The sequence below is a fragment of the Halorubrum lacusprofundi ATCC 49239 genome, from assembly GCF_000022205.1.
In the GTDB taxonomy this organism is placed as follows: domain Archaea; phylum Halobacteriota; class Halobacteria; order Halobacteriales; family Haloferacaceae; genus Halorubrum; species Halorubrum lacusprofundi.
In genome coordinates, this window is sequence record NC_012029.1 from 1671441 (window position 1) to 1694698 (window position 23258).

The 23258-nt window shown below is 67.6% G+C and carries 24 protein-coding genes and 2 tRNA genes; 11 read left to right on the forward strand and 15 right to left on the reverse strand.

The window, feature by feature from the left end:
* Window positions 1-116: 116 nt before the first annotated feature.
* The 3 genes from sod to HLAC_RS08210 all read right to left on the reverse strand — a co-directional run bounded on the left by sod (window position 117) and on the right by HLAC_RS08210 (window position 1610).
* On the reverse strand, window positions 117-716 hold the full coding sequence (sod, locus tag HLAC_RS08200; protein ID WP_015910373.1) for a superoxide dismutase: 600 nt from the start codon (window positions 714-716) through the stop codon (window positions 117-119).
* Window positions 717-960: 244 nt separating this feature from the next.
* A tRNA-Ser gene (locus tag HLAC_RS08205) sits at window positions 961-1044 on the reverse strand.
* Between the two features lie 26 nt (window positions 1045-1070).
* A complete protein-coding gene (locus HLAC_RS08210; protein WP_015910374.1) occupies window positions 1071-1610 on the reverse strand; it encodes a DUF8056 family protein in 540 nt (179 codons plus the stop codon).
* Window positions 1611-1736: 126 nt separating this feature from the next.
* Here HLAC_RS08210 and HLAC_RS08215 point away from each other — a divergent pair, with 126 nt between their 5' ends.
* The gene (locus tag HLAC_RS08215) at window positions 1737-2534 is read left to right on the forward strand and encodes an undecaprenyl diphosphate synthase family protein (RefSeq protein ID WP_049933425.1); all 798 of its coding nucleotides are present in this window, start codon (window positions 1737-1739) and stop codon (window positions 2532-2534) included.
* A gap of 19 nt (window positions 2535-2553) precedes the next feature.
* Here HLAC_RS08215 and HLAC_RS08220 read toward each other — a convergent pair whose 3' ends face one another.
* Window positions 2554-3720, reverse strand: a complete 1167-nt coding sequence (locus HLAC_RS08220; RefSeq protein WP_015910376.1) for an inorganic phosphate transporter — start codon at window positions 3718-3720, stop codon at window positions 2554-2556.
* Between the two features lie 177 nt (window positions 3721-3897).
* On the opposite strand from HLAC_RS08220, the gene larC reads away from it, so the two are divergent.
* Window positions 3898-5376 (forward strand): nickel pincer cofactor biosynthesis protein LarC, encoded by a 1479-nt coding sequence (gene larC, locus HLAC_RS08225; RefSeq protein ID WP_015910377.1) that lies wholly within the window; start codon window positions 3898-3900, stop codon window positions 5374-5376.
* A gap of 22 nt (window positions 5377-5398) precedes the next feature.
* Here the strand turns inward: larC and HLAC_RS08230 are convergent, their stop codons facing one another.
* Window positions 5399-5710 carry a hypothetical protein gene (locus tag HLAC_RS08230; RefSeq protein ID WP_015910378.1) on the reverse strand — a complete coding sequence of 104 codons (312 nt, stop codon included), beginning with the start codon at window positions 5708-5710 and terminating at the stop codon, window positions 5399-5401.
* 526 nt (window positions 5711-6236) lie between these two features.
* On the opposite strand from HLAC_RS08230, the gene aspS reads away from it, so the two are divergent.
* The 3 genes from aspS to HLAC_RS08245 all read left to right on the forward strand — a co-directional run bounded on the left by aspS (window position 6237) and on the right by HLAC_RS08245 (window position 8863).
* On the forward strand, window positions 6237-7541 hold the full coding sequence (aspS, locus tag HLAC_RS08235) for an aspartate--tRNA(Asn) ligase (RefSeq protein ID WP_015910380.1): 1305 nt from the start codon (window positions 6237-6239) through the stop codon (window positions 7539-7541).
* Between the two features lie 271 nt (window positions 7542-7812).
* Window positions 7813-8127: a hypothetical protein gene (locus HLAC_RS08240; protein ID WP_015910381.1), complete on the forward strand. Its 315-nt coding sequence runs from the start codon at window positions 7813-7815 to the stop codon at window positions 8125-8127.
* A gap of 1 nt (window position 8128) precedes the next feature.
* Entirely contained in the window at window positions 8129-8863 is a 735-nt protein-coding gene (locus tag HLAC_RS08245) for a DUF4382 domain-containing protein (RefSeq protein ID WP_049933428.1), read from the forward strand.
* Between the two features lie 269 nt (window positions 8864-9132).
* Here HLAC_RS08245 and HLAC_RS08250 read toward each other — a convergent pair whose 3' ends face one another.
* Both HLAC_RS08250 and HLAC_RS08255 read right to left on the reverse strand, forming a co-directional pair.
* On the reverse strand, window positions 9133-9810 hold the full coding sequence (locus tag HLAC_RS08250; protein ID WP_015910383.1) for a TVP38/TMEM64 family protein: 678 nt from the start codon (window positions 9808-9810) through the stop codon (window positions 9133-9135).
* A 77-nt stretch (window positions 9811-9887) separates the two neighbouring features.
* Entirely contained in the window at window positions 9888-10715 is an 828-nt protein-coding gene (locus tag HLAC_RS08255; protein WP_015910384.1) for an NAD(+)/NADH kinase, read from the reverse strand.
* A 121-nt stretch (window positions 10716-10836) separates the two neighbouring features.
* On the opposite strand from HLAC_RS08255, the gene HLAC_RS08260 reads away from it, so the two are divergent.
* Window positions 10837-12255: a KaiC domain-containing protein gene (locus HLAC_RS08260; protein WP_015910385.1), complete on the forward strand. Its 1419-nt coding sequence runs from the start codon at window positions 10837-10839 to the stop codon at window positions 12253-12255.
* Window positions 12256-12851: 596 nt separating this feature from the next.
* Window positions 12852-13091 carry a hypothetical protein gene (locus HLAC_RS08265; protein ID WP_049933430.1) on the forward strand — a complete coding sequence of 80 codons (240 nt, stop codon included), beginning with the start codon at window positions 12852-12854 and terminating at the stop codon, window positions 13089-13091.
* Between the two features lie 339 nt (window positions 13092-13430).
* Here the strand turns inward: HLAC_RS08265 and HLAC_RS08270 are convergent.
* Window positions 13431-13501 (reverse strand) — tRNA-Gly (locus HLAC_RS08270).
* A 91-nt stretch (window positions 13502-13592) separates the two neighbouring features.
* Between HLAC_RS08270 and HLAC_RS08275 the strand changes: the two genes are divergently transcribed.
* A complete protein-coding gene (locus tag HLAC_RS08275; RefSeq protein ID WP_015910387.1) occupies window positions 13593-15032 on the forward strand; it encodes a M28 family metallopeptidase in 1440 nt (479 codons plus the stop codon).
* Window positions 15033-15053: 21 nt separating this feature from the next.
* Here the strand turns inward: HLAC_RS08275 and truA are convergent, their stop codons facing one another.
* The 3 genes from truA to HLAC_RS08290 all read right to left on the reverse strand — a co-directional run bounded on the left by truA (window position 15054) and on the right by HLAC_RS08290 (window position 16757).
* Window positions 15054-15935: a tRNA pseudouridine(38-40) synthase TruA gene (gene truA, locus HLAC_RS08280; RefSeq protein ID WP_015910388.1), complete on the reverse strand. Its 882-nt coding sequence runs from the start codon at window positions 15933-15935 to the stop codon at window positions 15054-15056.
* Entirely contained in the window at window positions 15932-16450 is a 519-nt protein-coding gene (locus tag HLAC_RS08285; RefSeq protein WP_015910389.1) for a universal stress protein, read from the reverse strand. The genes truA and HLAC_RS08285 overlap by 4 nt, the downstream gene beginning before the upstream one ends.
* A 106-nt stretch (window positions 16451-16556) precedes the next feature.
* Entirely contained in the window at window positions 16557-16757 is a 201-nt protein-coding gene (locus HLAC_RS08290; RefSeq protein WP_015910390.1) for a XapX domain-containing protein, read from the reverse strand.
* A 136-nt stretch (window positions 16758-16893) separates the two neighbouring features.
* Here HLAC_RS08290 and HLAC_RS08295 point away from each other — a divergent pair, with 136 nt between their 5' ends.
* A complete protein-coding gene (locus tag HLAC_RS08295) occupies window positions 16894-17460 on the forward strand; it encodes a peptidylprolyl isomerase (protein ID WP_049933432.1) in 567 nt (188 codons plus the stop codon).
* A gap of 412 nt (window positions 17461-17872) precedes the next feature.
* On the opposite strand, the gene HLAC_RS08300 is transcribed toward HLAC_RS08295, so the two are convergent.
* Entirely contained in the window at window positions 17873-18856 is a 984-nt protein-coding gene (locus HLAC_RS08300) for a nucleoside recognition protein (RefSeq protein WP_015910392.1), read from the reverse strand.
* Between the two features lie 118 nt (window positions 18857-18974).
* Between HLAC_RS08300 and HLAC_RS08305 the strand changes: the two genes are divergently transcribed.
* On the forward strand, window positions 18975-19871 hold the full coding sequence (locus HLAC_RS08305) for an HVO_0234 family beta-propeller protein (protein WP_015910393.1): 897 nt from the start codon (window positions 18975-18977) through the stop codon (window positions 19869-19871).
* Between the two features lie 449 nt (window positions 19872-20320).
* On the opposite strand, the gene HLAC_RS08310 is transcribed toward HLAC_RS08305, so the two are convergent.
* A complete protein-coding gene (locus HLAC_RS08310) occupies window positions 20321-21271 on the reverse strand; it encodes an aminopeptidase (RefSeq protein ID WP_015910394.1) in 951 nt (316 codons plus the stop codon).
* 178 nt (window positions 21272-21449) lie between these two features.
* On the opposite strand from HLAC_RS08310, the gene HLAC_RS08315 reads away from it, so the two are divergent.
* Complete coding sequence (locus HLAC_RS08315; RefSeq protein WP_015910395.1) at window positions 21450-22514, forward strand: type II glyceraldehyde-3-phosphate dehydrogenase; 1065 nt, start codon at window positions 21450-21452, stop codon at window positions 22512-22514.
* A gap of 27 nt (window positions 22515-22541) precedes the next feature.
* Here the strand turns inward: HLAC_RS08315 and HLAC_RS19255 are convergent, their stop codons facing one another.
* Both HLAC_RS19255 and HLAC_RS08320 read right to left on the reverse strand, forming a co-directional pair.
* On the reverse strand, window positions 22542-22718 hold the full coding sequence (locus HLAC_RS19255; protein WP_015910396.1) for a hypothetical protein: 177 nt from the start codon (window positions 22716-22718) through the stop codon (window positions 22542-22544).
* A 146-nt stretch (window positions 22719-22864) separates the two neighbouring features.
* A complete protein-coding gene (locus HLAC_RS08320; RefSeq protein ID WP_015910397.1) occupies window positions 22865-23164 on the reverse strand; it encodes a WNWW family protein in 300 nt (99 codons plus the stop codon).
* Window positions 23165-23258 lie beyond the last annotated feature (94 nt).

Below are 23258 nucleotides of genomic sequence, written 5' to 3' on the forward strand. Positions count from 1 at the left end.
GGGTGACAGAGAGCCATTCCTCGCACTGAGAGGTGGCACCAAAGCTCGGCGGTCGATCATCCGAAAAAATCTCGGGGTTCCGACGCGCGCGTCGCGGCGCGTCCGAGCGTGGAGCGTTACTCGAACAGCTCGACGGCCTGCTCGTAGCGGGTCGCGGGCTCGTTCCAGTCGACGACCTCGAAGAAGTTGTCGACGAACTCGCCACGAGCCGGGCCGTAGTCGTGGTAGTAGGAGTGCTCCCACACGTCCAGCGCCAGAATCGGGTGACCGCCCCAGATCGCGCCCTGGTCGTGCTTGTCGACCACGACGTTCCGCAGCTGGTTCGAGAATGTGTCGTACACTAAGAGCGCCCAGCCGGACGCGGCGGACGCCGCCGCCTCGAACTCGCCCTTCCAGGCGTCGTACGAGCCGAAGTCCTCCGCGATCCGGTCGGCCAGCGCGCCATCGGGCTCGTCGCCGCCCTCCGGGCTCATGTTCTGCCAGAACAGGTCGTGCAGGATGTGACCCGACGAGTTGTGGGTCACGTTCCGGATCGCCCCGCCCGACGACGAGAAGTCGTGCTCTTCGCGGTTCGCTTCGAGCGTCTCCTCGGCCGAGTTCCACCCGTTCACGTACCCTTGATGGTGCGTGTCGTGATGCCATTCCAGCACCTGCTCCGAAAGGTGCGGTTCCAACGCGTCGTAATCGTACGGCAGCGGATCAAGTTCGTAGCTCATCGTTGTATCACCTGTCACCAACATGTTCCGGAAACCTGTTAAAGATAATGCGCCACATGATATCACACGTCACCTGACACGACGGATCTCGAACGCCCGGATATCGAACGCTCGGCTCGCGGTTCACATCGGCGCGGGATCGGAGAGGTGAGCCGATCGGTCTCGGTGCCGTTCCGAGATGTGACTCAAAGGGGTTTCTCGGTGTGTGCGAGACGCACGCGGCGCCGAGTGCGCCGCGCGCTGACGGTGGGACTGGGATTCGAACCCAGGAAGCCGTGAGGCTACCGGTTTTCAAGACCGGCGCAATAGGCCGCTCTGCCATCCCACCGCACCCGGACCGTTGGGAGCGTCCGACTAAGTGGTGTCGGTGTCGGTCGGGCTTGTCGCGTCGGGCGCCCGAAGCCGGTAGTGGATCGCGAACACGACGAGCGCGGCCAAGACCGGCGGTACGACGCCCGCGACCTGCGGGAGCCCGTAGAGGGCGCCGACGACGACCGACTCGGTCGGATCGCGGAGTTCCGCCGGCGCGGAGATGACCATCCCGACGTACAGCGAGATGAGGAACAGGAACCCGCCGTACGCGAGCTTTCGGTCGTAGCCCGCCTTCACGGGGTCGCCGCGGCGGTGCCGACGAGCGACGAACAGCAGGGGAGCGAGCAGCGGCGCGACCGCAGCAAACCCGGCGATCACGTACAGCGACCGCGAGAACAGGAACGTCCCGCTCTGCACCTCCGCGGTCTCGGCCATCCAGACGACGAGCGCGAGAGTGACCACCGTCGCGATCAGCCCGGCCGCGAGCGCCCCGATCACGCCGTACACGCGCATCGTCCACGACTCCGTCTCGCGGATCGCATAAGGGATCGCGCCGAACACCCCGCGGTAGCTGTCTGCCATCGCCGGCGCTACGGCCGAGGGCGAATTAAACCCCTCGTCGCCGGTCGCGACCGCCCCAAGAACGTGGTCGACACCTACAACGTCAGCGGCCGCTGGTTTTTATACACCCCGCAGAGACCGACCAATGTGGGACTGTACGACACGTACCTCGCCGTCCGCCACCGGCTCCACGACGGCGACCCGCCCGAACACGTCGCGATCGTCATCACCGAACGCGACCTCCTCGCTAACGGCGCGTTCGACACCCTTTCGGCGGCGCTTGGGTGGGCCTTCGAGTACGGCGCAGAGCGCGTCACCGTCTCAGTATCTGTGCTCGACGCGGCCGTCGTCTCGACGCTCGTCCGCGAGCTCCGACGGATCGACGCCCCTCGACGGGTCGTCGTTCGAGGACCGGAGGACGAAGTGCTCGATGGCGGCGTGGTTGACGGCGGCGTAGTCGCCGGCAGCGTGGTCGACGGCGGCATTGTTGACGACGGCGTAGTTGACGACAGCGCGTCCGAGTCCGAAACCGCTCCCGGAGACGAGTCCGGAACCGACTCCGAACGGCGACGGCGCAACAGGAGATCGGACGCCGAGGGACAGCGCGACGGACGACTGGACGACGCACCGATCCGGATCACGGTCGGGCTCGGCGGGAAAGCCGAGTTCGCGGCCGCAGTCCGGGAGCTCGCAGTCGACGTGGACGCCGGCGACCTCGATCCGGAATCGATCGACCCCGCCGACGTCTCGGACCGGCTGGTGTTCCCCGAAGAGCCCGATCTCGTGATCAAAACCGGCGCCGAGCGGCTCTCGGACTTCGCCATCTGGCAGTCGGTGTACGCCGAACTCTACTTTACCGATGTGAACTGGCGGGACTTCAGAAAGCGGGACTACCTCCGGGCGGTGCTTGACTTTCAGGATCGACAGCGGCGGTTCGGTCGGTAGGCGGTCTCGATCTTGCGGCTTACCAGACGAACTGGAACAGGAGCGTGAACGTGACGAGCGCCCCGACCGTCGAGAGGAGCGGGACGACGTTCTGCATCAGCACGACGCGTGCGCTCGTGCCCGGGTTGAACAGATCCGACGCCGAGGGGATGTCCGACGGGTCGCCCTCGCCGATCGGTCCCGTCTCGTCGGCCTTCAGCGCGCCGACGGAGACTTTCGGCTCCTTCTCGCCGCTAATTCCCTGTTTGACCGTCACTGTTCGTGTCGCGCGCCCCCAGCCGAGGCCGACGATCGACATCGTCGCGATGATGACGAACGACGCCGGAATCCCCACCGCCGAGAGGCTGATGACGATTCCGGAGGAGACGCAGGCGACGACGATCGCCGCGGTCAGCGGGAGGTCGGTGATGTCGTTGCCGAGCGTGTCGAGCGTCCGGCGCGCGATCGTGAAGGCTCCGACAGCGACGGCGGCACTCCCGAGGAGGATCATCGGTGTCATCTCGACGTTGTCGAGCGCGACGAGCGGTGCGATCGCGTTCGCGATGTTCGATGTCCCCGAGGAGAAGGCCATCAGACAGCCGATCGCGATGACGACGAACCCGCCGACGAACTCGCGGCGCGTCGTGTTCGGTCCCGGGACCGGTTTGGGGATAATCCCAGACCGGTCGAACACGAACAGCGAGCCTTCGGTGCTTTCGATCGCCACCCAGCTGTCGATCGCGGGGTAGAAGTATCGGCCGACGACGCCGGAGACCCAGAACCCGATGATCGGCGCGACGATCCACCAGATAGCGATTTCGCCCATCACGGCCCGGTCAAGGGTACCCGTCGCCAGTCCAAGTCCGGCGATGGCGCCGACCGCCGTCATCGACGTCGATGCGGGCACGCCGGCGAAGTTGCCGACGAAGAGCGCGCCTCCGATAAAGAAGAGGACGACGATGCTCGTCTCCAGCGTGAACACGTTTCCGCCGGTGACGAGGTCCTCGCCGAGCGTCGTCACGACGCGCTGGCCCAACGTCCCCGCGCCGATGAAGAAGAACACCGACATCAGTGCAGCGGCCCCGGACTTGGAGAGCACATCTGCACCGACCGCCGGCCCGAACGCCGGCCCCGTCGTCGCACCACCGATGTTGTACCCGACAAACGCTGCGACCACGAACCCGACGAGAAGTAAGGCCTCAACCATATATCTGTTATAACAATACACGGCGGGTTAAGCGAACAGGTTTCCGCGCCCCGATAGGCGCACGGACGATCCGATCGATCGGCGGAGCCGGAAGAGCCGTTTAAAAGCTCGACACGGATCGCGTCGCCAGCGAGTCGGATCCGGGAGTATTTGTCTCGCGGTGGCCTCCGATCGGTCATGCGAACGCTCGTCTTCGACGGTCGGACCGGTGCCGCCGGCGACATGATTTGCGCCGCGCTGATTGCGGCCGGCGCCGACCCCGACGCCCTTGCGCCTGTGACCGATCGGCTCCCGGTCCGGTACGAGATCGGCGAGACGACCAAAAACGGGATCCGGGCGACGACCGTCGACGTGCTTCTCGACGGCGACGACGACGATCACGATCACACTCACGGTGACGGTCACAGCCACGGCCACAGCCACAACCACGGCGACGGTGACGGCCACGACCATGCTCATGAGCACGGTCATTCCCATGAGCATGATCACTCTCACGATCACTCTCACGATCACTCTCACGATCACACCCACGATCACACCCACGATCACGCCGAGTCCGAACACGCCGAGGGTGCCGGCGTCCACCGCACCTACCCCGAAGTCGTCGCGCTCGTCGAGTCGATGGATCTCCTCGAATCCGTCGAGTCGCTCGCGCTCGACGCTTTCGAGCGGCTCGGTCGCGCGGAGGCGTCGGTCCACGGCACCGAACTCGACGAGACCCACTTCCACGAGGTCGGCGCGGACGATGCCATCGCCGACGTGGTCGGCGCGGCGCTCCTCTTAGACGATCTCGACCCCGAGCGGGTCGTAACGACCCCAGTCGCGACGGGCGGCGGCGAGGTCGAGATGAGCCACGGCGTCTACCCGGTCCCCGCGCCGGCGACAACCGAGGTCGCGGCTGGCGCCGATTTCTCGGTAGTCGGCGGGCCGATCGACCGCGAACTCCTCACGCCCACGGGCGCCGCGATCCTCGCCGCGGTCGCCGAGGGCGCCGACGCGATCCCCGACCTCGACGTCGACGCCACTGGCTACGGGGCGGGCGACGCGACCTTCGAGAACCACCCGAACGTGCTCCGGGTGCTGGTCGGCGAGGGACGCGATCTGGAGGTAGGCGGGCGCGATCACGGCGACGCTCCCCACCACACAGACGACCACCAAACCGACGACCACCACACCCACGGCCTCGTCCACGACGACATCGCCGTCCTCGAAACAAACCTCGACGACGCCGATCCCGAGGTACTCGGCGGGCTCCAAGAGACACTCTCGCGCGCCGGCGCCCGCGACGTGACGATCGTTCCGACGACGATGAAGAAATCGCGGCCGGGCCACCTCGTGAAAGTGATCTGCAAGCCCGAAGACGCCGAGGCGATCGCGGAGCGGCTCGCCCGCGAGACGGGGACTCTCGGCGTCCGCCACTCCGGCGCGAGCCACCGGTGGATCGCCGAGCGCGACTTCGAGACGGTAACGCTCTCGATCGACGGCGGCGACCACGAGGTGACGGTGAAGGTCGCTTCGACCGCCGACGGTGACGTCTACGACGTGAGCGCCGAATACGACGACGCTGCCGAGGTCGCCGAGACGACTGGGCTCCCGATCCGGGACGTGCTCCGTCAGGCGGAGCGAGAGGTTCGCGATCGGCTCGACGAGGAGTAGACGCTGATCGGGACGACCCCGGTCACCCCGGCGGTTCGACTCGCTCGACGCACTCCGGCTCGACGCCGAATCCATCGGCCAGCCGGTCGGCAACGCAATCGGCGACGCGCTCGGCGGGTCGGTCCGCGTCCGGGACTGAGAGGGTCGCGACCGCCTCGACGATCGTGTCGTTGAGCCCGGGCTGGAGGCCGGCGATCGACAGGTCCTCGACGTCGACGCCGTCGACTCGCTCCAGTTGCGTGCGGACCCCGGCGACGAGGTCACCGGCGGCGGCCTGCGAGACGCGCACCGTTACGGTCGCTTCCACGGTCTGCGTGTGGATGGCTGCTGCCATAGCCCCTCGCCGCGAGTCGAACGCGGCGCGGACCGGTCCGCGGCCTCGAACGCGAGTCCGCCGTTGGCGGACCCGACGCTCGCGAGGGGCACGGTCACGCCCGGCGGTTGGCGGGCGACACAGCGACGGCTGGAGAAGTCGGGATGCGGTCCGTCCCGCGGGGAACTCCCCAGCCGACGCGCGTCACGCGGTCGGGCGGACGGACCGTGTCTCCGGAGTCCCGTAGCCGTTCCAGCCGAGGAGCGCGCCGCTGACGAGAGCGGCGGACGCCGAGTCGACGGAACGGAAGCGGGTCATGCGTGGACTCCGGCGGCGCGAAAACGCCGTTACCGTTCAATCTGTTGGGTAGTTATTAAATCTATGGCGACCATGTGAAACGATACCGAACATCTTACAGATGGGAGGCAACCGATCGAGCCGCGACCGCGAATCCCGCGTAGATGACCCATATCGCCCGGTTCCGGCGAGGGCGAGACGACAGGCCTATGACGAACGCCCGACCAGTTGCGCGTAAGCAGCCACCGTTATGATCGAGCGAATCCACACGTCGGACGTCGAACCGGACGCGGACGAGGTCGCCATCGCCGGCCACGTCCACGAGATCCGCGATCTGGGAGGCCTCGTCTTCCTCATCGTGCGCGACCGCGAGGGACTCATCCAGATCGTCTTCAAAGAGGAGCGCGAGCCGGAGCTGTTCGAGGCCGTTCAGGACGCCGGCGCCGAGGACGTCGTCCGCGTCGTCGGGAAGCCGCTGGAGAGCGACCAGGCGCCCGGCGGCGTCGAAATCGCGCCCACCGAATACGAAGTCATCGACGAGGCCGACTCCCCGCTCCCGCTCGAGATCTCGAAGGACATCGAGGTCGACCTCTCGACCCGGCTCGACAACCGTGCGCTCGACCTCCGGAAGCCGGAGACGCTCGCGGTGTTCACGCTTCGCTCGAAGCTGATGACGGCGATGGAGGAGTGGTTCGACGACGAGGGGTTCGTCGACATCAAGACCCCGCTCATCTCGAAGGGCGGCGCCGAGGGCGGCGCCGAGCTGTTCCCGATCCTCTACTACAATCAGGACGCGTTCCTGTCGCAGAGCCCCCAGCTGTACAAGCAGATGCTGATGGCGTCGGGCTACGAGGCCGTCTACGAGACGGGTACCGCGTTCCGCGCGGAGGACTTCGCGACCTCCCGACACGTCTCCGAGATCGCGATGTTCGACGTGGAGCTCGCGTACATCGACGACCACCACGACGTGATGGACGTACAAGAGAAGTCGCTGCGCCACGCGCTCCGCGCGGTCGCCGAGAACGCCGAGCGCGAGCTCGACCTGCTCGACGTCGACCTCGACGTGCCCGAGGACGACTTCCCCCGGATCACCTTCGACGAGGCGCTCGACCTCCTCGAAACCGAGTTCGGGCACTTCCCGGACGACCCGACCGACCTCGACACGAAAGGCGAGAAGCTGCTCGGCCAGCACTTCGAAGAGCAGGGCCACCCCGCGTTCTTCGTCGTCGGCTACCCCGACGAGAAGTTCTACTACATGCAGGACGTCGAGGGCGACGACATCGCCTCGCGGAAGTTCGACCTCATCTATAAGGGTCAGGAGCTCTCCTCGGGCGGACAGCGCGAGCACGACGCCGACCGCATGGTCGAGGTCATGGAGGAGGAGGGCGTCGAGACCGCCAACTTCGAGTTCTACATCGAGGCGCTCAGCTTCGGCACCCCGCCCCACGGCGGCTACGGACTCGGGATCGACCGACTCGTCCAGAAGGTCGCCGACCTCGACAACATCAAGGAAGCGATCATGTTCCCGCGCGACCCGAACCGGCTGGAGCCCTAACCGGACCAACAGCAGGCGAGCCGGTTCACCTCGCGAATCGGGTTCACCTCGTGAATCGGTCCGCCGCGTGCGCAGAATCTCTTTCCTGATGTGGTCTGCGGCCGACGACGCAGTCGCAGCCGTCCGATCTGTTCTTTTATAAGTAATTCTTGACATCGACGGAACGGCGCCGTCGAGCCGTCTACCGGCATTTAAACCGAGTAAAATCGGGTGCAACTCGGCTGAACGGCTTGGGGTATTAAAGGTTACAGCGGTCCGAGAGGGAACCGTCATGAACGCGATCCGAACGACACTGATCGTGGCGCTGGCCACGGTGGTACTGATCGGGACCGGCGCGGCCGCCGGTGCCGTCGCGGCGGCCCCCGGACCGGACGACGCTCCGGGAGACGCGGGACCGCCGAGCGACCTGCCGGATCAGGTTCCGGACTTCGTCGGCGATATTCTGAATAACGTGAACGACTTCCTCTCCGGCGGCGTCGACGACCTCGGCGAGACCGTGAGCGACATCGCCGGCGACGGCGCCGGTGCGGGCGACGAGGCCAGTGAGAACGACGGCTCCGGTGTGAGCGATGGGGAGGAAGCGTAACGTGACGGACCGCACGCCCGACTTCGACGCGCTTGACCGGCGAACCTACCTGCAAGCGACCGGCGCCGCCGCGCTTGGTGCGGCCGGGCTCGCCGGCTGCGTCGGCCGCGCGACCGGAACGCTCGCGACACAAGTCACCGACCAGCCCGCCGACATTGCCGACTTCGCGTCCCTCGTAGTTACGATCGAGGGGATCTGGCTCGGCCCCGAAGGCGCCGAGAGCGGTGCGGACGGGAACGTGACCGACGACGGGAACGCGACCGACGGTGACGACGCCGACGGCAACGAGACCGACGGCGGGAACCAGACCGACGGCAACGAGACAGACGGCGACGAGGACGACAGTACCGAACCCGCCGGCCGTGAGTACTACGAGTTCGACGAGCCACAGGAGGCCGACCTCGTCCAGCTACAGAACGGGGAGACGCAGCTGATCGACGAGCGCGAGCTTTCGGTCGGTACGTACCGGTTCCTCCAGTTGAACGTCTCGAACGTCGACGGCACGCTCGCCGAGGGCGGCGAGGCTGAGGTCGACCGCCCGGGGAACGCGCCGCTGACGTTCAACGCGGAGTTCGACGTTCGCGAGAACACTCGAACGGTGTTCACCGCCGACTTCGCTCCGGTCCGTCGCGGGAACGGACGGTACCTCCTGCGACCGGTTCCGAGCGGGATCGAGGTCGACTACGAAGAGACGGACGGCGACGGAAGCGACGATAGCGGCAACGAGACGGAGTAGCCGGCGACGCGTCGCGTTCCCCTCGGTCCCCCGTTGAAGCCGCGGTCCGGCTGTGGTCAACTGCGGTCCGACTGCAGTTCGACCGCGGCTTCGGGGTTAGGGCTGGGAGCAGTCCCGGGATTCGGGGACCAGGGGAATGCACGCTCGCATCGGTCTCCTGTCGGAGGCACACGACCCGTTCGATCGTCCCGCCGCGGTTCAACTCGGCGGGACGCTCGGGTTTCGTTCGGCGCAACGGCGTGAAACGGCGCCTGCCGCGCCGAAGCCGATCACGCGGTCGGCGACGCGCGATCTCTTATAAATGTCCGATACAACGGTCCGGCGAGCAGCAGCGTTCCGAGACCGGCCATCGCGACCAGCACGGTCGGATCGATCGAGGCAGTGCCGCCGTTCGCGAGTCGGTCGACGGAGACACCGATCGCGACGCCGACGATCGCCCACGGGAGTTCCCCGAGCGCCGTACCGAAAAGTAGCGACCGGAGCCGGATCCCGGACCCGCCGGCGGCGAGCGAGACGGCGTCCGAGGGGACCGGCAGCAGACGGGTCGCGGTGACGGCCCGAACGCCGCCGGTGGCGTCGGCCAGCCGCTCGCCCGCGCCGCAGAGCCGGTCGGCGATCTGCGAGCCATCGCGGGCCCGAACGCGCCCGGCGCGAGCGAGCCAGTACGGTGGAAGCGCGGTCGCGACCATCGCGGCGACGCCGATCGGAACCCCGGCCCACCCGTACCCGAAACCGGCGACGACGGCGAGTAGCGTCGTCGGCCACGCGAGGAGCGGCCTGATCGCCGTCAGCGCGATCAGCGCGGCGCCGAACCGGACCGGGTCGTCGGCGAGCCACGTCAGCGGCCCGAGAACGGCGTCGGGGGAGACGACCCACGCGACCGCCGAGAGCGCGGCCAGCGCGACGCCCGCGAGCACGTACCCGGCGACACCGGTTCGGCGATTCACGAGCGGTCGTGCTCCCTCGGGCAATAAACGCTTTGTGGAGCGCTCCGGCTATTTAAGTACCTTTGTCGCCCAGCGGTCTACGACAGTTTCTCGAGCGCCGCGAAGAAATCCGACGGTGGCCCCGCGATCCGCATCGGCGGGGTCGTTCGCTCGACGGTTACCTCGGTCGGGGCGGGAAGGGTCGTCACGTTTCGCCCGTCGCTGGCGACGACGACTTCGTCGACGCCCTCGACCGCCACGGTCACGGTCGCGTCGGCGTCGACCACGATCGGGGGCATCCCCTCCTCGGCGACCATCTCGTTGACGACGAGGCCGCTCACCGCGGGGTGGACGAGTGGCCCCCCCTCCGAGAGGTTGTACGCGGTCGAGCCGGTCGGCGTCGCGACGAGAACCCCGTCGGCGTGTCCGCCGGCGTACCGGCTCCCGTCGACGCGGACCTCGTAGTCGATTCCGGCGCCCGGGCCGCGTCGGGCGCCCTGGATCACGACCTCGTTGGCGGCGGGAACGGAGGTCCACTCGTCGGTCCGGGCGGCGAGCCGCGGCGCCTCTCGCACGTTCATCTCGCCGCGGTCGAACGCCTCGACCTCGGAGACGACGGCCTCCTCGGCAGCCTCTGGGGGGACGGCGTTGAGGAAGCCGACCTCTCCGAGGTTGACCCCGACGATCGGGGTGTCGCCGGCGTTGCGCGCGACGAAGAGGAACGTCCCGTCGCCGCCGACCGCGACTGCGAGGTCGCAGTCCGCGAGGGCGTCGACCTCGCGACCGGCCGCCGGCTCGCCGAGCGCATCGGCGGTCTCCGCGTCGAGCCAGACGGACGCCCCGGCGCCGGCGACCGCGTCGCGCAGCTCGTCGGCGACGGCGACCGCGCGCTCGCTTCCCTTCCGCGCCACGATTCCAACCTGCATGCGCCACCGATTCTCGTCGCCGGACAAAAGGATGCGGACATCGGGCCGCGGTTCCGGAAAGTTTCAAGCCGTCCCCCCGCCTTGCCAGAACTATGCCGACCCCTCACGGCCGACTGGAACCATGAGCGACGAGGACGACTGGTTCGAGCGCGCGTTGCGGGACAGCGACGCGGACAGCGATGCGGCCGAGGGCGACGAGGACGACGAGACCGGCGAAAGCAACGAGGACGACGAGACCGCCAACGGAGACGAACCTCCGGCCCGCGAAGCGTCCGATCCCGGGGGAGGCGACGACCGCGCGGACGAGCGCGGAAGCGACCCGTTCGGCGGAATCCGGAACGGCGAGCGGGATCCGTCGCGAGAGGCCGGGGACGACGTCGATGAGGACAACTTCGCCGGAGACGTATTCGGCAGTACCGAGTCTGAGAGTGACTCGCCGAAAAGCGACCTGCCGGAGGGAGACGATCCGTTCGGCGGCGAGTCGTTTGGCGGCGACGACCCGTTCGGTGGCGGATCGTTCGGCGAGGAGGACCCGTTTGGCGACGAGTCAGCGAATGACGGTACCCCCGATCCGACCGGTTCTGGAGGGGGATTCGGCGGCGGGTTGTTCGGGGACGACGATCCCTTTGACGGCGGGTCAGCGGGCAGCGGATCAGCGGGCGGCGGGTCAGCGGGCAGTAAGTCCACTGACAGCGGATCGGCAGACCCCTTCGGCGGGTATCGGGGGAACGCCGCAGGCGACTCCAGTGGGCCGAACGATGTCGGATTCGGTGAGTTCGACGGCGGAGAGGGTGGCGGTGCGTCGCCGGGGTTCGACGTCGATCCCGACGAGTTCGAGTCGTCGATCGAACGCACCGACATCGGAATCGAGGGGCTCGACGAGATGATCCTCGGCGGGGTCCCGCGTCGCTCGCTGTTGTCGGTCATCGGCGGTGCCGGGACCGGGAAGACGACGTTCGCGCTCCAATTCCTTAACGAGGCGCTCGAATCCGACCGGAAGGGAGTGTACATCACCCTCGAACAGACCCGCGAGTCGATCCTCTCGACGGCCGAGGAGAAGGGGTGGTCGTTCCGCGAGCACGCCGAGGCGGACCGGCTCGCGGTGGTCGCCATCGACCCGATCGAGATGGCGAACTCGCTGGCGTCGATCCGGAATGACCTCACGCGACTCATCGCCGAGTTCGACGCCGACCGGCTGGTGCTCGACTCCGTCTCGCTGCTGGAGATGATGTACGACCACCCGGCGAAGCGCCGCTCGGAGGTGTTCGGGTTCACCCGCTCGTTAAAAGAGGCCGGCGTCACCACCCTGCTTACCTCGGAGGCGAACGAGAAGAACCCCTACGCCTCCCGCCACGGGATCGTCGAGTACCTCACCGACGCGGTGTTCGTGCTCCAGTACATCCGCGGTACCGACTTCCGCGAGATGCGCCTCGCCGTCGAGATCCAGAAAATCCGCGACGCGAACCACTCTCGGCAGTCGAAGCCGTACGAGATCACCGACACCGGGATATCGGTGTACGGACAGGCGAACATCTTCTGACGAACGCTCTCAGGCAGGGCAGAGTGGATTCACACGACTGTGTTGAATCGCCATACGGCGTTCGAAATCACTGTTTCACGAACCGTTTGATGTTGTAGACTGCACACATCAGAGCGATCTCTCGGAACTCACAGAAATTGTGTCTGATGAACAGAATTCAACAGCGCCAGACTGGTTTGACATCCTCCCCGCGCTGAAGCGCGAGGATTCCCACGGCACCGCACCGCTGGGTTGGGATGGTTACGGTTTGTAGCTACCACATTGGGCGGCTACTGGCTGTGCCAATCAGCCGTTACTCCTATCCCGGCATGGGATTCGGAGATACTTTCGTTGACTGCACCCGATTCCGACACAGAAGGGGTGCCTTCTGCTTGGAACCGTCGAATCCCGATATTGTCCGATTGATTGGGCGGGCAGGCCGCCTCGGTTTATCGTTAAGACAACAAGCGGCTAATTAAATCCTTGCAATGTTGGATTCATCCCCGCGCTGAAGCGCGAGGCTTTCTCCTTGATTCTCCGTAACGCGGGTCTACCGGTCTCACGTTCCGGATATGGTCTTTATAACTATATTCACAAGAGAAATATACGCAAATGGAATGGAACGAGGTCACGTAACTGACGACGACGAGGGCAAAGCAGTAGTCGATTCTCACGGTGAAAAGATCGGTATGATAACGGAGGTCAAATCCGGGACCGCGTACGTGAATGCGGACCCCGGGCTCGCTGACACCATCCGCTCGAAACTCGGCTGGTCCGACGCCGACCAAGACGACTATCCGCTTGAGAAGGACCGCATACACACAGTAACCGACGACGAAGTTCGACTCAAAGACTAGTCTTAGGATAAACCTTCCAGCAGAGTACAGACTACTTTTTCAATTCTCTTGGCATACCTGTGGCTCGCGGTATTGCTCGCCACAGGTATGCACCGTCCGGGAGTCACGCGAGCGAAGCGAGCGTGACAACGGATGGTGCACGAACGAAGTGAGTGCACCGTCCGGGAATTGAACCGAAATCAGACGTGCTCGCTCACTGCGCTCGCTGCGCGCGACTGATAGGGTTCAATTCTCTTGGTATACCTGTGGCTCGCGGTATTGCTCGCCACAGGTATGCACCGTCCGGGAGTCACGCGAGCGAAGCGAGCGTGACAACGGACGGTGCACGAACGAAGTGAGTGCACCGTCCGGGAATTGAACCCGGGCTATTAGCTTGGGAAGCTAATGTCCTACCACTGGACCAACGGTGCTCACTCGAACATCTCTAACCGTCCCACTTCAACGTAGCGTTTCCGGTGCCGGGAGCCTCACACTTAACCCGTCGCCGGCGGAGTCGTCTCCATGCACTCGGAGCCGAACGAGACGAACGCGGCGGTCGATCCGGCTGCCGTCGAGCGCGTCCGCGAGCGACGCACCGAACTCGCACCGGCGCTCGGCCGGACGTGGACCGACGGTGACCCGTGGCGCTTCCTCACCGACCTCACCGCGATCGGGAGCCGGATGGCCGGTAGCGAGGGCGAGCGCCGGGCCGCCGAGATCGTCGCCGACGCGTTCGAGCGGGCGGGGCTCTCCGCGGTCGAGACGCGCCCGTTCGAGATGGCGGCGTGGGAGCGCGGGAGCGCGACGCTCCGCGTGACGGCGCCCGGACGCGACGGCGCGGCGGCGACCCGCGAGTTCGAGGCGCTCGCGCTGCCGTACTCGCCGGGCGGGAGTGTCACTGGGGAGCTCGTGGACGTGGGGTACGGCACTCCCGCCGAGATCGACGAGCGGGAGGTTGAGGGCCGGATCGCAGTCGCGTCGACGACGACCCCGGAGGGCGGTCGGTTCGTCCACCGGATGGAGAAGTTCGGGTACGCGCTCGACGCGGGCGCGGTCGGCTTCGTCTTCGTCAACCACCTCGACGGCCAGCTTCCCCCCACCGGATCCCTGACCTTCGGCGAGGAGGCCGAGGCCGTCGCCGTCGGCGTCTCGAAGGAGACCGGCGCGTGGCTCCGGGAGTACGCGGCCGGAGGGGACGGCGGGGTCGCCGCCGAATCGAGCCCCGCTGCGCAGGCCGAGCTGTCGGTGACGGCGACGACCGAGCCGGGCGAGAGCCGGAACGTAGTCGGTCACGCGGGACCGGACACCGACGAGCGGCTCCTCCTGCTCGCGCACTACGACGCCCACGACATCGCGGAGGGCGCGCTCGATAACGGTTGCGGGATCGCGACCGTCGCGACCGCCGCGGGAATCCTGACCGAGGCGGACCTCCCGCTCGGCGTCGACGTGGTCGCGGTCGGGGCGGAGGAGGTGGGGCTCCTCGGTTCGGAGCAGTTGGCAGAGCGGCTCGACCTCGACCGGGTGAAGGGAGTGATCAACGTCGACGGCGCGGGGCGGTTCCGCGACCTCGTGGCGCTGGCGCACGCCTCCGAGACGGCTGCGTCGGTCGCCGAGGCGGTGTCGACGGCGACGAACCAGCCGATCGCTGTGGACGCGGAGCCGCACCCGTTCTCCGACCAGTGGCCGTTCGTCCGGCGCGGGGTGCCGGCGATCCAGCTACACAGCGACTCCGGCGATCGGGGACGCGGCTGGGGACACACCCACGCCGACACCCGCGACAAGGTCGACGACCGAAATGTTCGGGAACACGCGATGCTCATCGCCCTGCTCGTCGCCGAGTTCGCAGCCCCCGAGCGCGACGCGCCCCGCCTCGACCGCGACGACCTGATCGCGGCGTTCCGGGACGCCGACTTCGAGACGGGCATGCGCGCGGCCGACCTCTGGCCGGCCGGCTGGGAGTAGCGCGGGAGCAGACCGCGTAGTTCACGATTGGTCCGTCCCCGCGATCCGGTCCCGGATCGCACCCGTCGCCGCGGCGGCGTGTCGGGCGTCGCGGTACCGTTCTCCGAAGGCGACCCGCGCGCTCTCGGCCGCCTCGGGGTCGACCTCGAACGCGACGCCCTCGTACGACACGTCCCAGAGCACCAGCGGTTCGGGCGGTGCGGGACCGATCCCAAACTCGCCGGAGATCGGTTCGGAAGCGAGCAGGCGGTCGATCAAGGAGGGGTCTGCCGTGCCGCGACCGACCGCGCGGACCGCGGCGACGAGCCGGCGCACGAGCGCCCGCGGGAACCCTCCGGCGGACACTTCGACGACAAGGATGTCTCCCTCCCGAGTCGCGGTCGTGGTCAGATCACGGACGGTTCCCGTCTCGTCGCTCGTCAGGTTGTGGAAGTCCTGTTCGCCCGAGAGCCGTGCGAGCGCGTCGCGGACGCGGCCGTCGTCGACGGCGTGGTCGTGATCGGTCTCTTCGACGCGAGCAGGCGCGTACAGGTGGTAGCGGTAGGTCCGTCTGACCGCGTCGTGGGTGGCGTGGAATCCGGCCGGTACGTCGGCGGCCGCCCATACCCGCACCGAGCCGGGGAGGTGCCCGTTGAACGCTCGCGGCGTGAGCCAGTCGGGTGCTTCGAACGCGACCGTCTGCGCGACCGCGGAGACGCCGGCATCCGTCCGCCCCGCGGCGGCGTATCCCGGCGGCGTCGCGTGCGTCGGCCCGTCGCCGCGGTCGAGGATCCCATGTTTGGCGAGCGCCCGAAGGAGGGTTCCTTCGACGGTCGTCGCGTGGGGCTGGCGCTGGAAGCCGGCGTACTCGCGGCCGTCGTACGCGACTCGGAACGCGCGCGTCGCCGCCGAGGCGTCGGTCACTCCGTGTCGGGATCGTCGCCCGCGTCCTCGGTATCACTCCCGTCCTCGGTATCACTCCCGTCCTCGGCGTCCTCCGCCTCCTCCTCCCGGTCGACCATCGGCACGGTGACAACGGGAACGGGGGAGACGCGCACAACCTTTTCGGTGACGCTGCCGAGCAGGACGCGCTGGAGACCGGTGCGGGTGTGGCTCGGCATCACGACGATATCGGCGCCCACGTCGCTGATCGCGTTCTCGATGACGTTGATGGGCTCGCCGCGGACGACGTTGCCGATCACGTCGACGCCGGCCGCCTCAAGCTCTGCCGTCACGGTCTCGACTCGTTTTTCGGCCGCGTCCTCAACGCGCTCGGCGAACGCGCCGACTCGGGGGCCGCGCAGCGTCTGCGCGACCGTGTCGATCGCGGAGACGACGTGGACGGTCGCGTCGTATCTCTCCGCGAGGCTCTTCGCGTGCGGGATCGCGTCGTTTCCTTTCCCGCCCGGCGCCACGGGGAGGAGGATGTCGTCGTACATACGGGACGGTCCGATCGCCGGGTGCAAAACGGTACCGACCGTCGTGGCGGGGGGGAAACGGTATCGGTCGTCGCGGTAAGAGGCGCCGGCCGCCGAGACGACGGCGCTACACTCCGAGCGCGTCAAGCAGGTCGAAGCCGACGCCGGCGTAGCCGACGAGCTTGAACCCCAGATAGATCCCGACGATCGCCACCACGCCCGGCAGTTCGGGCGGAGCGGGGATCGGAACGCGGAGGAAGGCGAACAGCGCGCCGACCGCGAGGCCGACGACGAGCGCCGCGATCGTCACCACGGGCGTGGAACTCATGTCGCCGATTCGGCGGCCTCGATTCATAAGGGCGACGTTCTGTGCCGGTTCAGACAACTGTCACCTCGCCGCCGCCGATCGACCGCCTAGAGCGCGGATGGGCAGGGTTTTCAGACGGGCGCTCCTCCGCAGAGACATGGCACGAGAGGTTTCCAATCCCGACAACCCGCAGGTGACGCTTCACACGAACCACGGCGACGTCGTCGTCGAGCTGTTCGCCGACCGCGCGCCGAAGACGGTCGAGAACTTCCTCGGACTGGCGCGTCACGACCCCGCCGCCGACGCGGATCCCGCCCGTGACACGAACACGTGGGAGGACCCCGAAAGCGGCGAGGTCCGAGGCGACTCGCTGTACGAGGGGAACGTCTTCCACCGCGTCATCGAGGACTTCATGATTCAGGGCGGCGACCCGCAAGAGAGCGGCCGCGGCGGCCCCGGCTACCAGTTCGACGACGAGTTCCACGACGATCTGACTCACGACGGTCCGGGAATCCTCTCCATGGCGAACTCCGGCCCGAACACGAACGGCTCGCAGTTCTTCATCACGCTGGACGCCACGCCGCACCTCGACGGCAAACACGCCGTCTTCGGGCAGGTCATCGACGGGATGGACGTGGTCGAGGAGATCGGTGCCGTTCCCACCGACCGCCGCGACGAGCCCCGCGACACCGTCGAGATCGAGCAGATCACGGTCGAGGAGTAAGTCTGCGTCAGCGGCACCATTTATAAGTAACCCGGACACGGGTCCGATTTTTCGACGGCACCGGACGATCGCGTAGTGGTCGCTGACGGCGGGCGGCGAACGACCCGGGAGGGCCGGCTACGCTTATAAGTGGTTGCTGGCAGATCGACGACGAACATCGCCAAAACCCCAGCCGCGCTTGGCTACCCCTTTGAGTCCTATCCCGCACAGCACCGCAACCGCACCTCACACCTCCCCAACCTCGTCGGTGATCCTCCGCTTCGCTCCGGACCACCGACTCCAGCGAGAATCGGAGATTCTCTGGCAGCCGGCGCTACGCGCCGGCGACCTCGCGCGGGCTGCTCGCGACCGTCGAGGGCGGCCGCTCGCAGGCACACGCCACCGCACGTCGTATTTATAAATCCTCTCAGTCTCACCACACCGGCGCGAGCAACAGCGCGACTGTGATCGAGATGAACAGGAGCTTCAGGGCGGTGTTGACGGCGATCACCTTCGTGCCGAATTCGGCGCCCCAGATCCCGTACTGGAAGGGGATCGAGCGACGGAACGTGGAGACGGCGAACGAGAGGATACCGCCGATGAGCAGGCTCGCGACCGCGGTCCGAAGGGTGAAGATCCCCTCGGCGGTGCCGGCCAGCGTCACGGCACCGGCGGTCGTATCGAGGGTGTAGACGGCGATCACGGGGACCGCGGCGCCCGGGAGTCCTAAGAGTCCGGTGATCGGCTCCGCGACGCTCGTCAGGGCCTCGACGTCGTAGTGGGTGACGAACGCGATCACGAGGGTGTAGACGACCGCGAGCCGCGGGACGGTCCGGCGGAGCGTCGACCACGACTTCGTCGCGGCCTCCCGAACGCGCTCCCGGCTCGTGCGCTCGTCGGCGTCGGGACCGGTCGCGTCGACCTCGGCGAGCGCGGAGCGGTCCACGTTGCGCTCGGACAGCAGAACGCCGCCCGCGAGGACGCCCGTGACGGTGATCGCCAGCGCGATCCCGGCGCGCGCGGAGACGTAGATAACTCCTGTCTCCACGCCCAGAATCGGGATCAACACCGGGATGTAGTAGGTAAACACGTGCTGGACGAACCCGAAGAACGTGTTGATGGTCACGGCGACGAGCGTCGCCCGGTCGTCGAGCAGGCCGGACTCGCGGTACTCGGCGAGCGTGGCGTACCCCGCCGTCGTCGACGCCGCAGTCGTGAGGATCGCGGTGCCGACCTCGTCGGGGAGGTTCGCGGGTCGGGTGAGCCACCCAGCGAGTCCGGCGACGTACCGGATCAGCCCGAACGCGACCGCGACGTTGGCGGCGAAGACGCCGACCGCGATGAACGCCGCGATGCGCGCGAGCCGCGGGGCCACCTCAGTGAGCAGGGCGACGAGTTCGGCGGCGACCGATTGCACTACCGCCCCTACTCGGTCGGCGACCTAATGCGCATCGGAAGGCGTGAACTGGCGGGCCGGCTCCCCGCCGCCGACGCGCCGCGCGGGGCTTATGGGACCCCCGGCCGAACGCCCGATAATGGCACCCGCCGAAGACGACATCTCGATCGAGGAGAAGCGCGTGTACGCCGGGACGGCGGGCCGCACCGACGCGTACGTCGCCACCGAGAGCGGCGTCGTCCGGGTGGCGCTGTCGGCCGACAAGATCGGCGCGTTCGACATGGTCGCCCGCGAGCCCGCCCGCGACGCGGCGGTCCTTCCGCGGCGAGACGCCCCGGACCTGCTCGGCGTCGCGACCCCGGACGGGCTCCAGGTCGCGCCCGTCGGCGACGACCTCGCGTTCGAGCCCGTCGACGTCGACCCGGTCGGCTCGAAATCGCTTGTCGCCGTCGGCGTCCACGACGACGCGTTCCTCGTCGCGGGCGAGGACGGCGAGATCAATGGGATCGAGTTCGGTGACGAAGAGTCAGATCCGACGGCGACCTCGATCGGGACCGTCTCCGACCCGCGCGCAGTCGACGGCCCCCTCGTCGCGGCCGCGGACGGGGTCTATCGAGTCTCAGGCGACGGTTCCGAACTCGTCTCGGTCGGCCTCGACGACGCCCGCGACGTGGCCGGATCCGGAATGCCCCTCGCGGCGACCGCCGCGGGCGTCTACTGGCTGGGCAACGGCTGGATGACGGCGCTGGAGGGCGACGCGACCGCAGTCGCCGCCGACGGTGACGGCCACGCGATGGCGGTCGTCGACGGCGACCTGTTCGTCCACGCGGACGACGACACCGAGTGGGACGCCGGGGCGTGGACCGCGGCGGACCTCCCGGTCGACGAGGTACCGGTCGCGCTCGGTTACGGTCCCGGCGTGTCGGTCGCGGTCACCGACGCTGGCACCCTCTGTGTCGACGCCGGTGACGGCTGGCGGCACCAGGTCGTTGGCGTGCGGGGGGTCGCGGGCGTCGCACTCGCGGTCGTGGAGTGACGAAATACGAAGTAGCGCCTCAGTTTGATTTATAAGTGGATAACGGCAGACCAGCGGTGAAAACCACCCAAACCCGGGCCGCTCAGCTGTACGCTGGCGGAGTCATTTATAAGCGGTCGATCGACACGAACACCACTAAAGCCCCAGCCGCGAGGTGGGCGCACGCTCGCTGCGGTCCTCACTCGGTCGCTCACTTCATTCGCTCCCTCGTTGCGGTCCTTGCTTCGCCTGCGCCCGCCTCGCGGCTGCCCCTTTGAGCCCCACCCCGCACCGCACAGCACCGCAGCCTCACACCTCCCCAGCCTCGTCGCTGGCACCCTCCGCTTCGCTCCGGGGGCCAGCGACTCCCTCGCGGCCTCCTCGCGGCCGCCCTCGGCGGCCGCTCGGAGGCGCGCCACCGCATTGTTCACTTATAAACAAACGACCCGCCTCCAGTCCGGGCGCCCGCTCTACGCGCTCGGGAGTTCGATCGCCTCGCCGTCGACGTAGACAGTCGGGTTTCGGAGGATTCCGTCGAGGTGGACGGGCGCGTCGGTCTCGCCACCGATCCCGGCGTTGTCGCCGATCGCGATGTGAACCGTGCCGCCCGCCTTCTCGTCTAAGAGGACGGAGCCGACCAGCTCGTCGACGCCGACGTTGGTCCCGATCCCCAGCTCTGCGAGGTTGTACGCGGCGTCCCCGACCGACTCCGCGGCGGTTTCGAGCTCTTCGCGGACCGCGTCGTCGCTGACGGACGTGACGAGCCCGTCCTCGACCTCGAACGTGAGAGTTTGGTCCTCGTCGAGCAGGCCGTAGGGCATCATCGTCCCGTCGACGACGTACGTGCCGGTCGCGGTCTCGGGCGAAATAAAGACCTCACCGGCCGGCAGATTCGAGAAGTCGCCCGGCTCGTGAACCATCCCGGTGTCGGCGAGCCACTCGCGGTCGCCGATCCCGAACGTGATGTCGGTGCCCGCGGGCGAGGTCACCCGGACCTCGTCGGCGTCGGCGACCTGCGCGAGCACGTCGTCGCAGGCGGCGTCGATCGCGGCGTAGTCGGCGTCGAGCCCGGTGGTGAACACGTCCTCCGTGATCCCGGGAAGGGTCGCGCCGCGCGCTCCGGCGTCGCATGCGGCCCCACGGGCGCGGGTGTGGCTCAGGCTCTTCGTCGTCGGCGCGAGGAAGGCGTCGCTCTCGGCCATCGCGGCCGCGACCGGCGCGGGCGGCTCGGTCCCGTGCTGGTCGGCCGGCGGATACCGGAGGATCGTCGCATCGTCAGTGATGGCGCTCACGGCCTCGTAGAGCGCCTCACCGATGGGCGCTCGCTTGTCGTCGGTGACGACGACGACGGATTCCCCTGGGGCGACGCGCAAGCACTGCTCGACGGCGGTCTCGGCCGCTTTCGCAAGATCGCTCGACATACCCGTCGATCCGCGACGCCGGGCGTTAGTCCTTCCCATCGCTGGCTAATTTACTCTATTTCGAAATCCAGTTCCATACTCAGCACGCGCGAATTAACCGACTGATTACTCTCGACGTAGTTAATTTCTCATTAAATCTCTCGAAAACATTATACTGCTCGCCGAGCGACTGGGATCCATGATACGCGTGGGCGTCAACGGGTACGGGACGATCGGGAAACGCGTCGCGGACGCGGTCGCGGCCCAACCGGATATGGAACTCGTCGGCGTAACGAAGACGAGTCCGGATTACGGCGCCGAGGTCGCGCTCCGGCGCGGATACGACCTGTACGCCGCGATCGACGACCGGGCCGCCGCGTTCGAGGACGCTGGGCTCGCGATCGCCGGGAGCCTCGGCGATCTGCTCGACGCCGTCGACGTGATCGTCGACTGCACGCCCGCCGGAATCGGGGAGCGCAATCGACCGATCTACGAGGCCCACGACACACCCGCGATCTATCAGGGCGGCGAGGACGCCGCGATCGCGGACGCCTCCTTCAACGCCCGCGCCAGCGGGGCGATCGGCGACGCCGGCTCGCTCCGCGTCGTCTCCTGTAACACGACCGGGCTCTCGCGGCTCCTCGCCCCGCTCGACGAGGCGTACGGCATCGAGAAGGCCCGCGTGACCCTCGTTCGGCGGGGCGGCGACCCGAGCGAGACCGATCGTGGTCCGATAAACGACGTAGTGCCGGACCCGGCGACGGTCCCCTCTCACCACGGTCCCGACGTGAACGCGATCCTCCCAGATGTCGACATCGACACGGCCGCGCTGAAGGCGCCGGTCACCGGCATGCACACTCACAGTGTCAACGTCACGCTCGAACGGGAGCCGACCACGGCGGAGGTGCGGGAACTGCTCCGCGAGGAGACGCGGCTGTTCCTGATCCCCGAGCGCGCCGGTATCGACGGCGCTGGGGCCCTGAAAGACTACGCGTCCGATCTCGGGCGGGACCGCGGCGACCTCTGGGAGAACTGCATCTGGGAGGAGTCGATAAGCGTCGAGGGGCGGGACCTATACCTGTTCCAGAACGTCCACCAGGAGGCGGACGTGGTGCCCGAGAACGTCGACGCGATCCGCGCGCTGGCGACCGATATCTCCCGAGAGGAGTCGGTGGCGCGGACGAACGAGGCACTCGGCGTCGGGCTCGACAGCCTGTTGTCCAAGGACGGAGCTACCCGCGATCAGGTCGCTGCAGACGACTGATCGAAGAGTTCGGTGTCTGTGTCCGCCTCACTCTGCGGGGGTCGTCACGAGGAACGTGCGCCCGCCGCGGCGTTCGAGGTGGACCTCGCTGTCCTGTACGCGGTTCAGCCGCGCACGATCGGCGATCCGGTTGGTCCGACATTCGGTGACATCGACGCGGGTCGGCGTCGCGTACCGCGGTCGGTCGTGGCTCGTCGCGCTCATACGTTCAGGGAGGACCGGAGCGCCGGTATAAGCGAGCCATCCGCGGAGTGAAAGTGAAAGTAAAGGTGTTACCGGTGTGAGCGGGGAGACGTACCCGAACGACGCGACCGACACTACGCGACGCGACCGTTCCCGAACGACGCTGCCTACCGCCGGAGTCCCGCCTCCTCGTCACCCTCGACGAACCGCACGGTGAAGTAGTCGTAGTCGCCGTAAGCAGCGTCGAGCGCGCCCAACCACCAGTTCCAGCGCTCGACCAGTGAGGAACCGTCCGGCGCGTCGCCGAGGTGATCGATCACCCCGGGCACTGTGAGGGCGTGTCCCCGATCTCGGGAGGGCTGCCCCGAGTCGGCGAGGTCGCGGGCCGCTCGGGCGACCGCCCGCCGTTCGGCCTCGGTCCCGCCGAACTCCGCCGCAAGAGCCTTCTCCAGACGCTGTCGGTCCATGGGCGAACCTACGAGACCTGAGTATATTAGTCGCGTGGTGGGGGGTGGCACGTCCGGTGTCGACGACGCGCCGGACCCTCGTCTTCGACCGGGA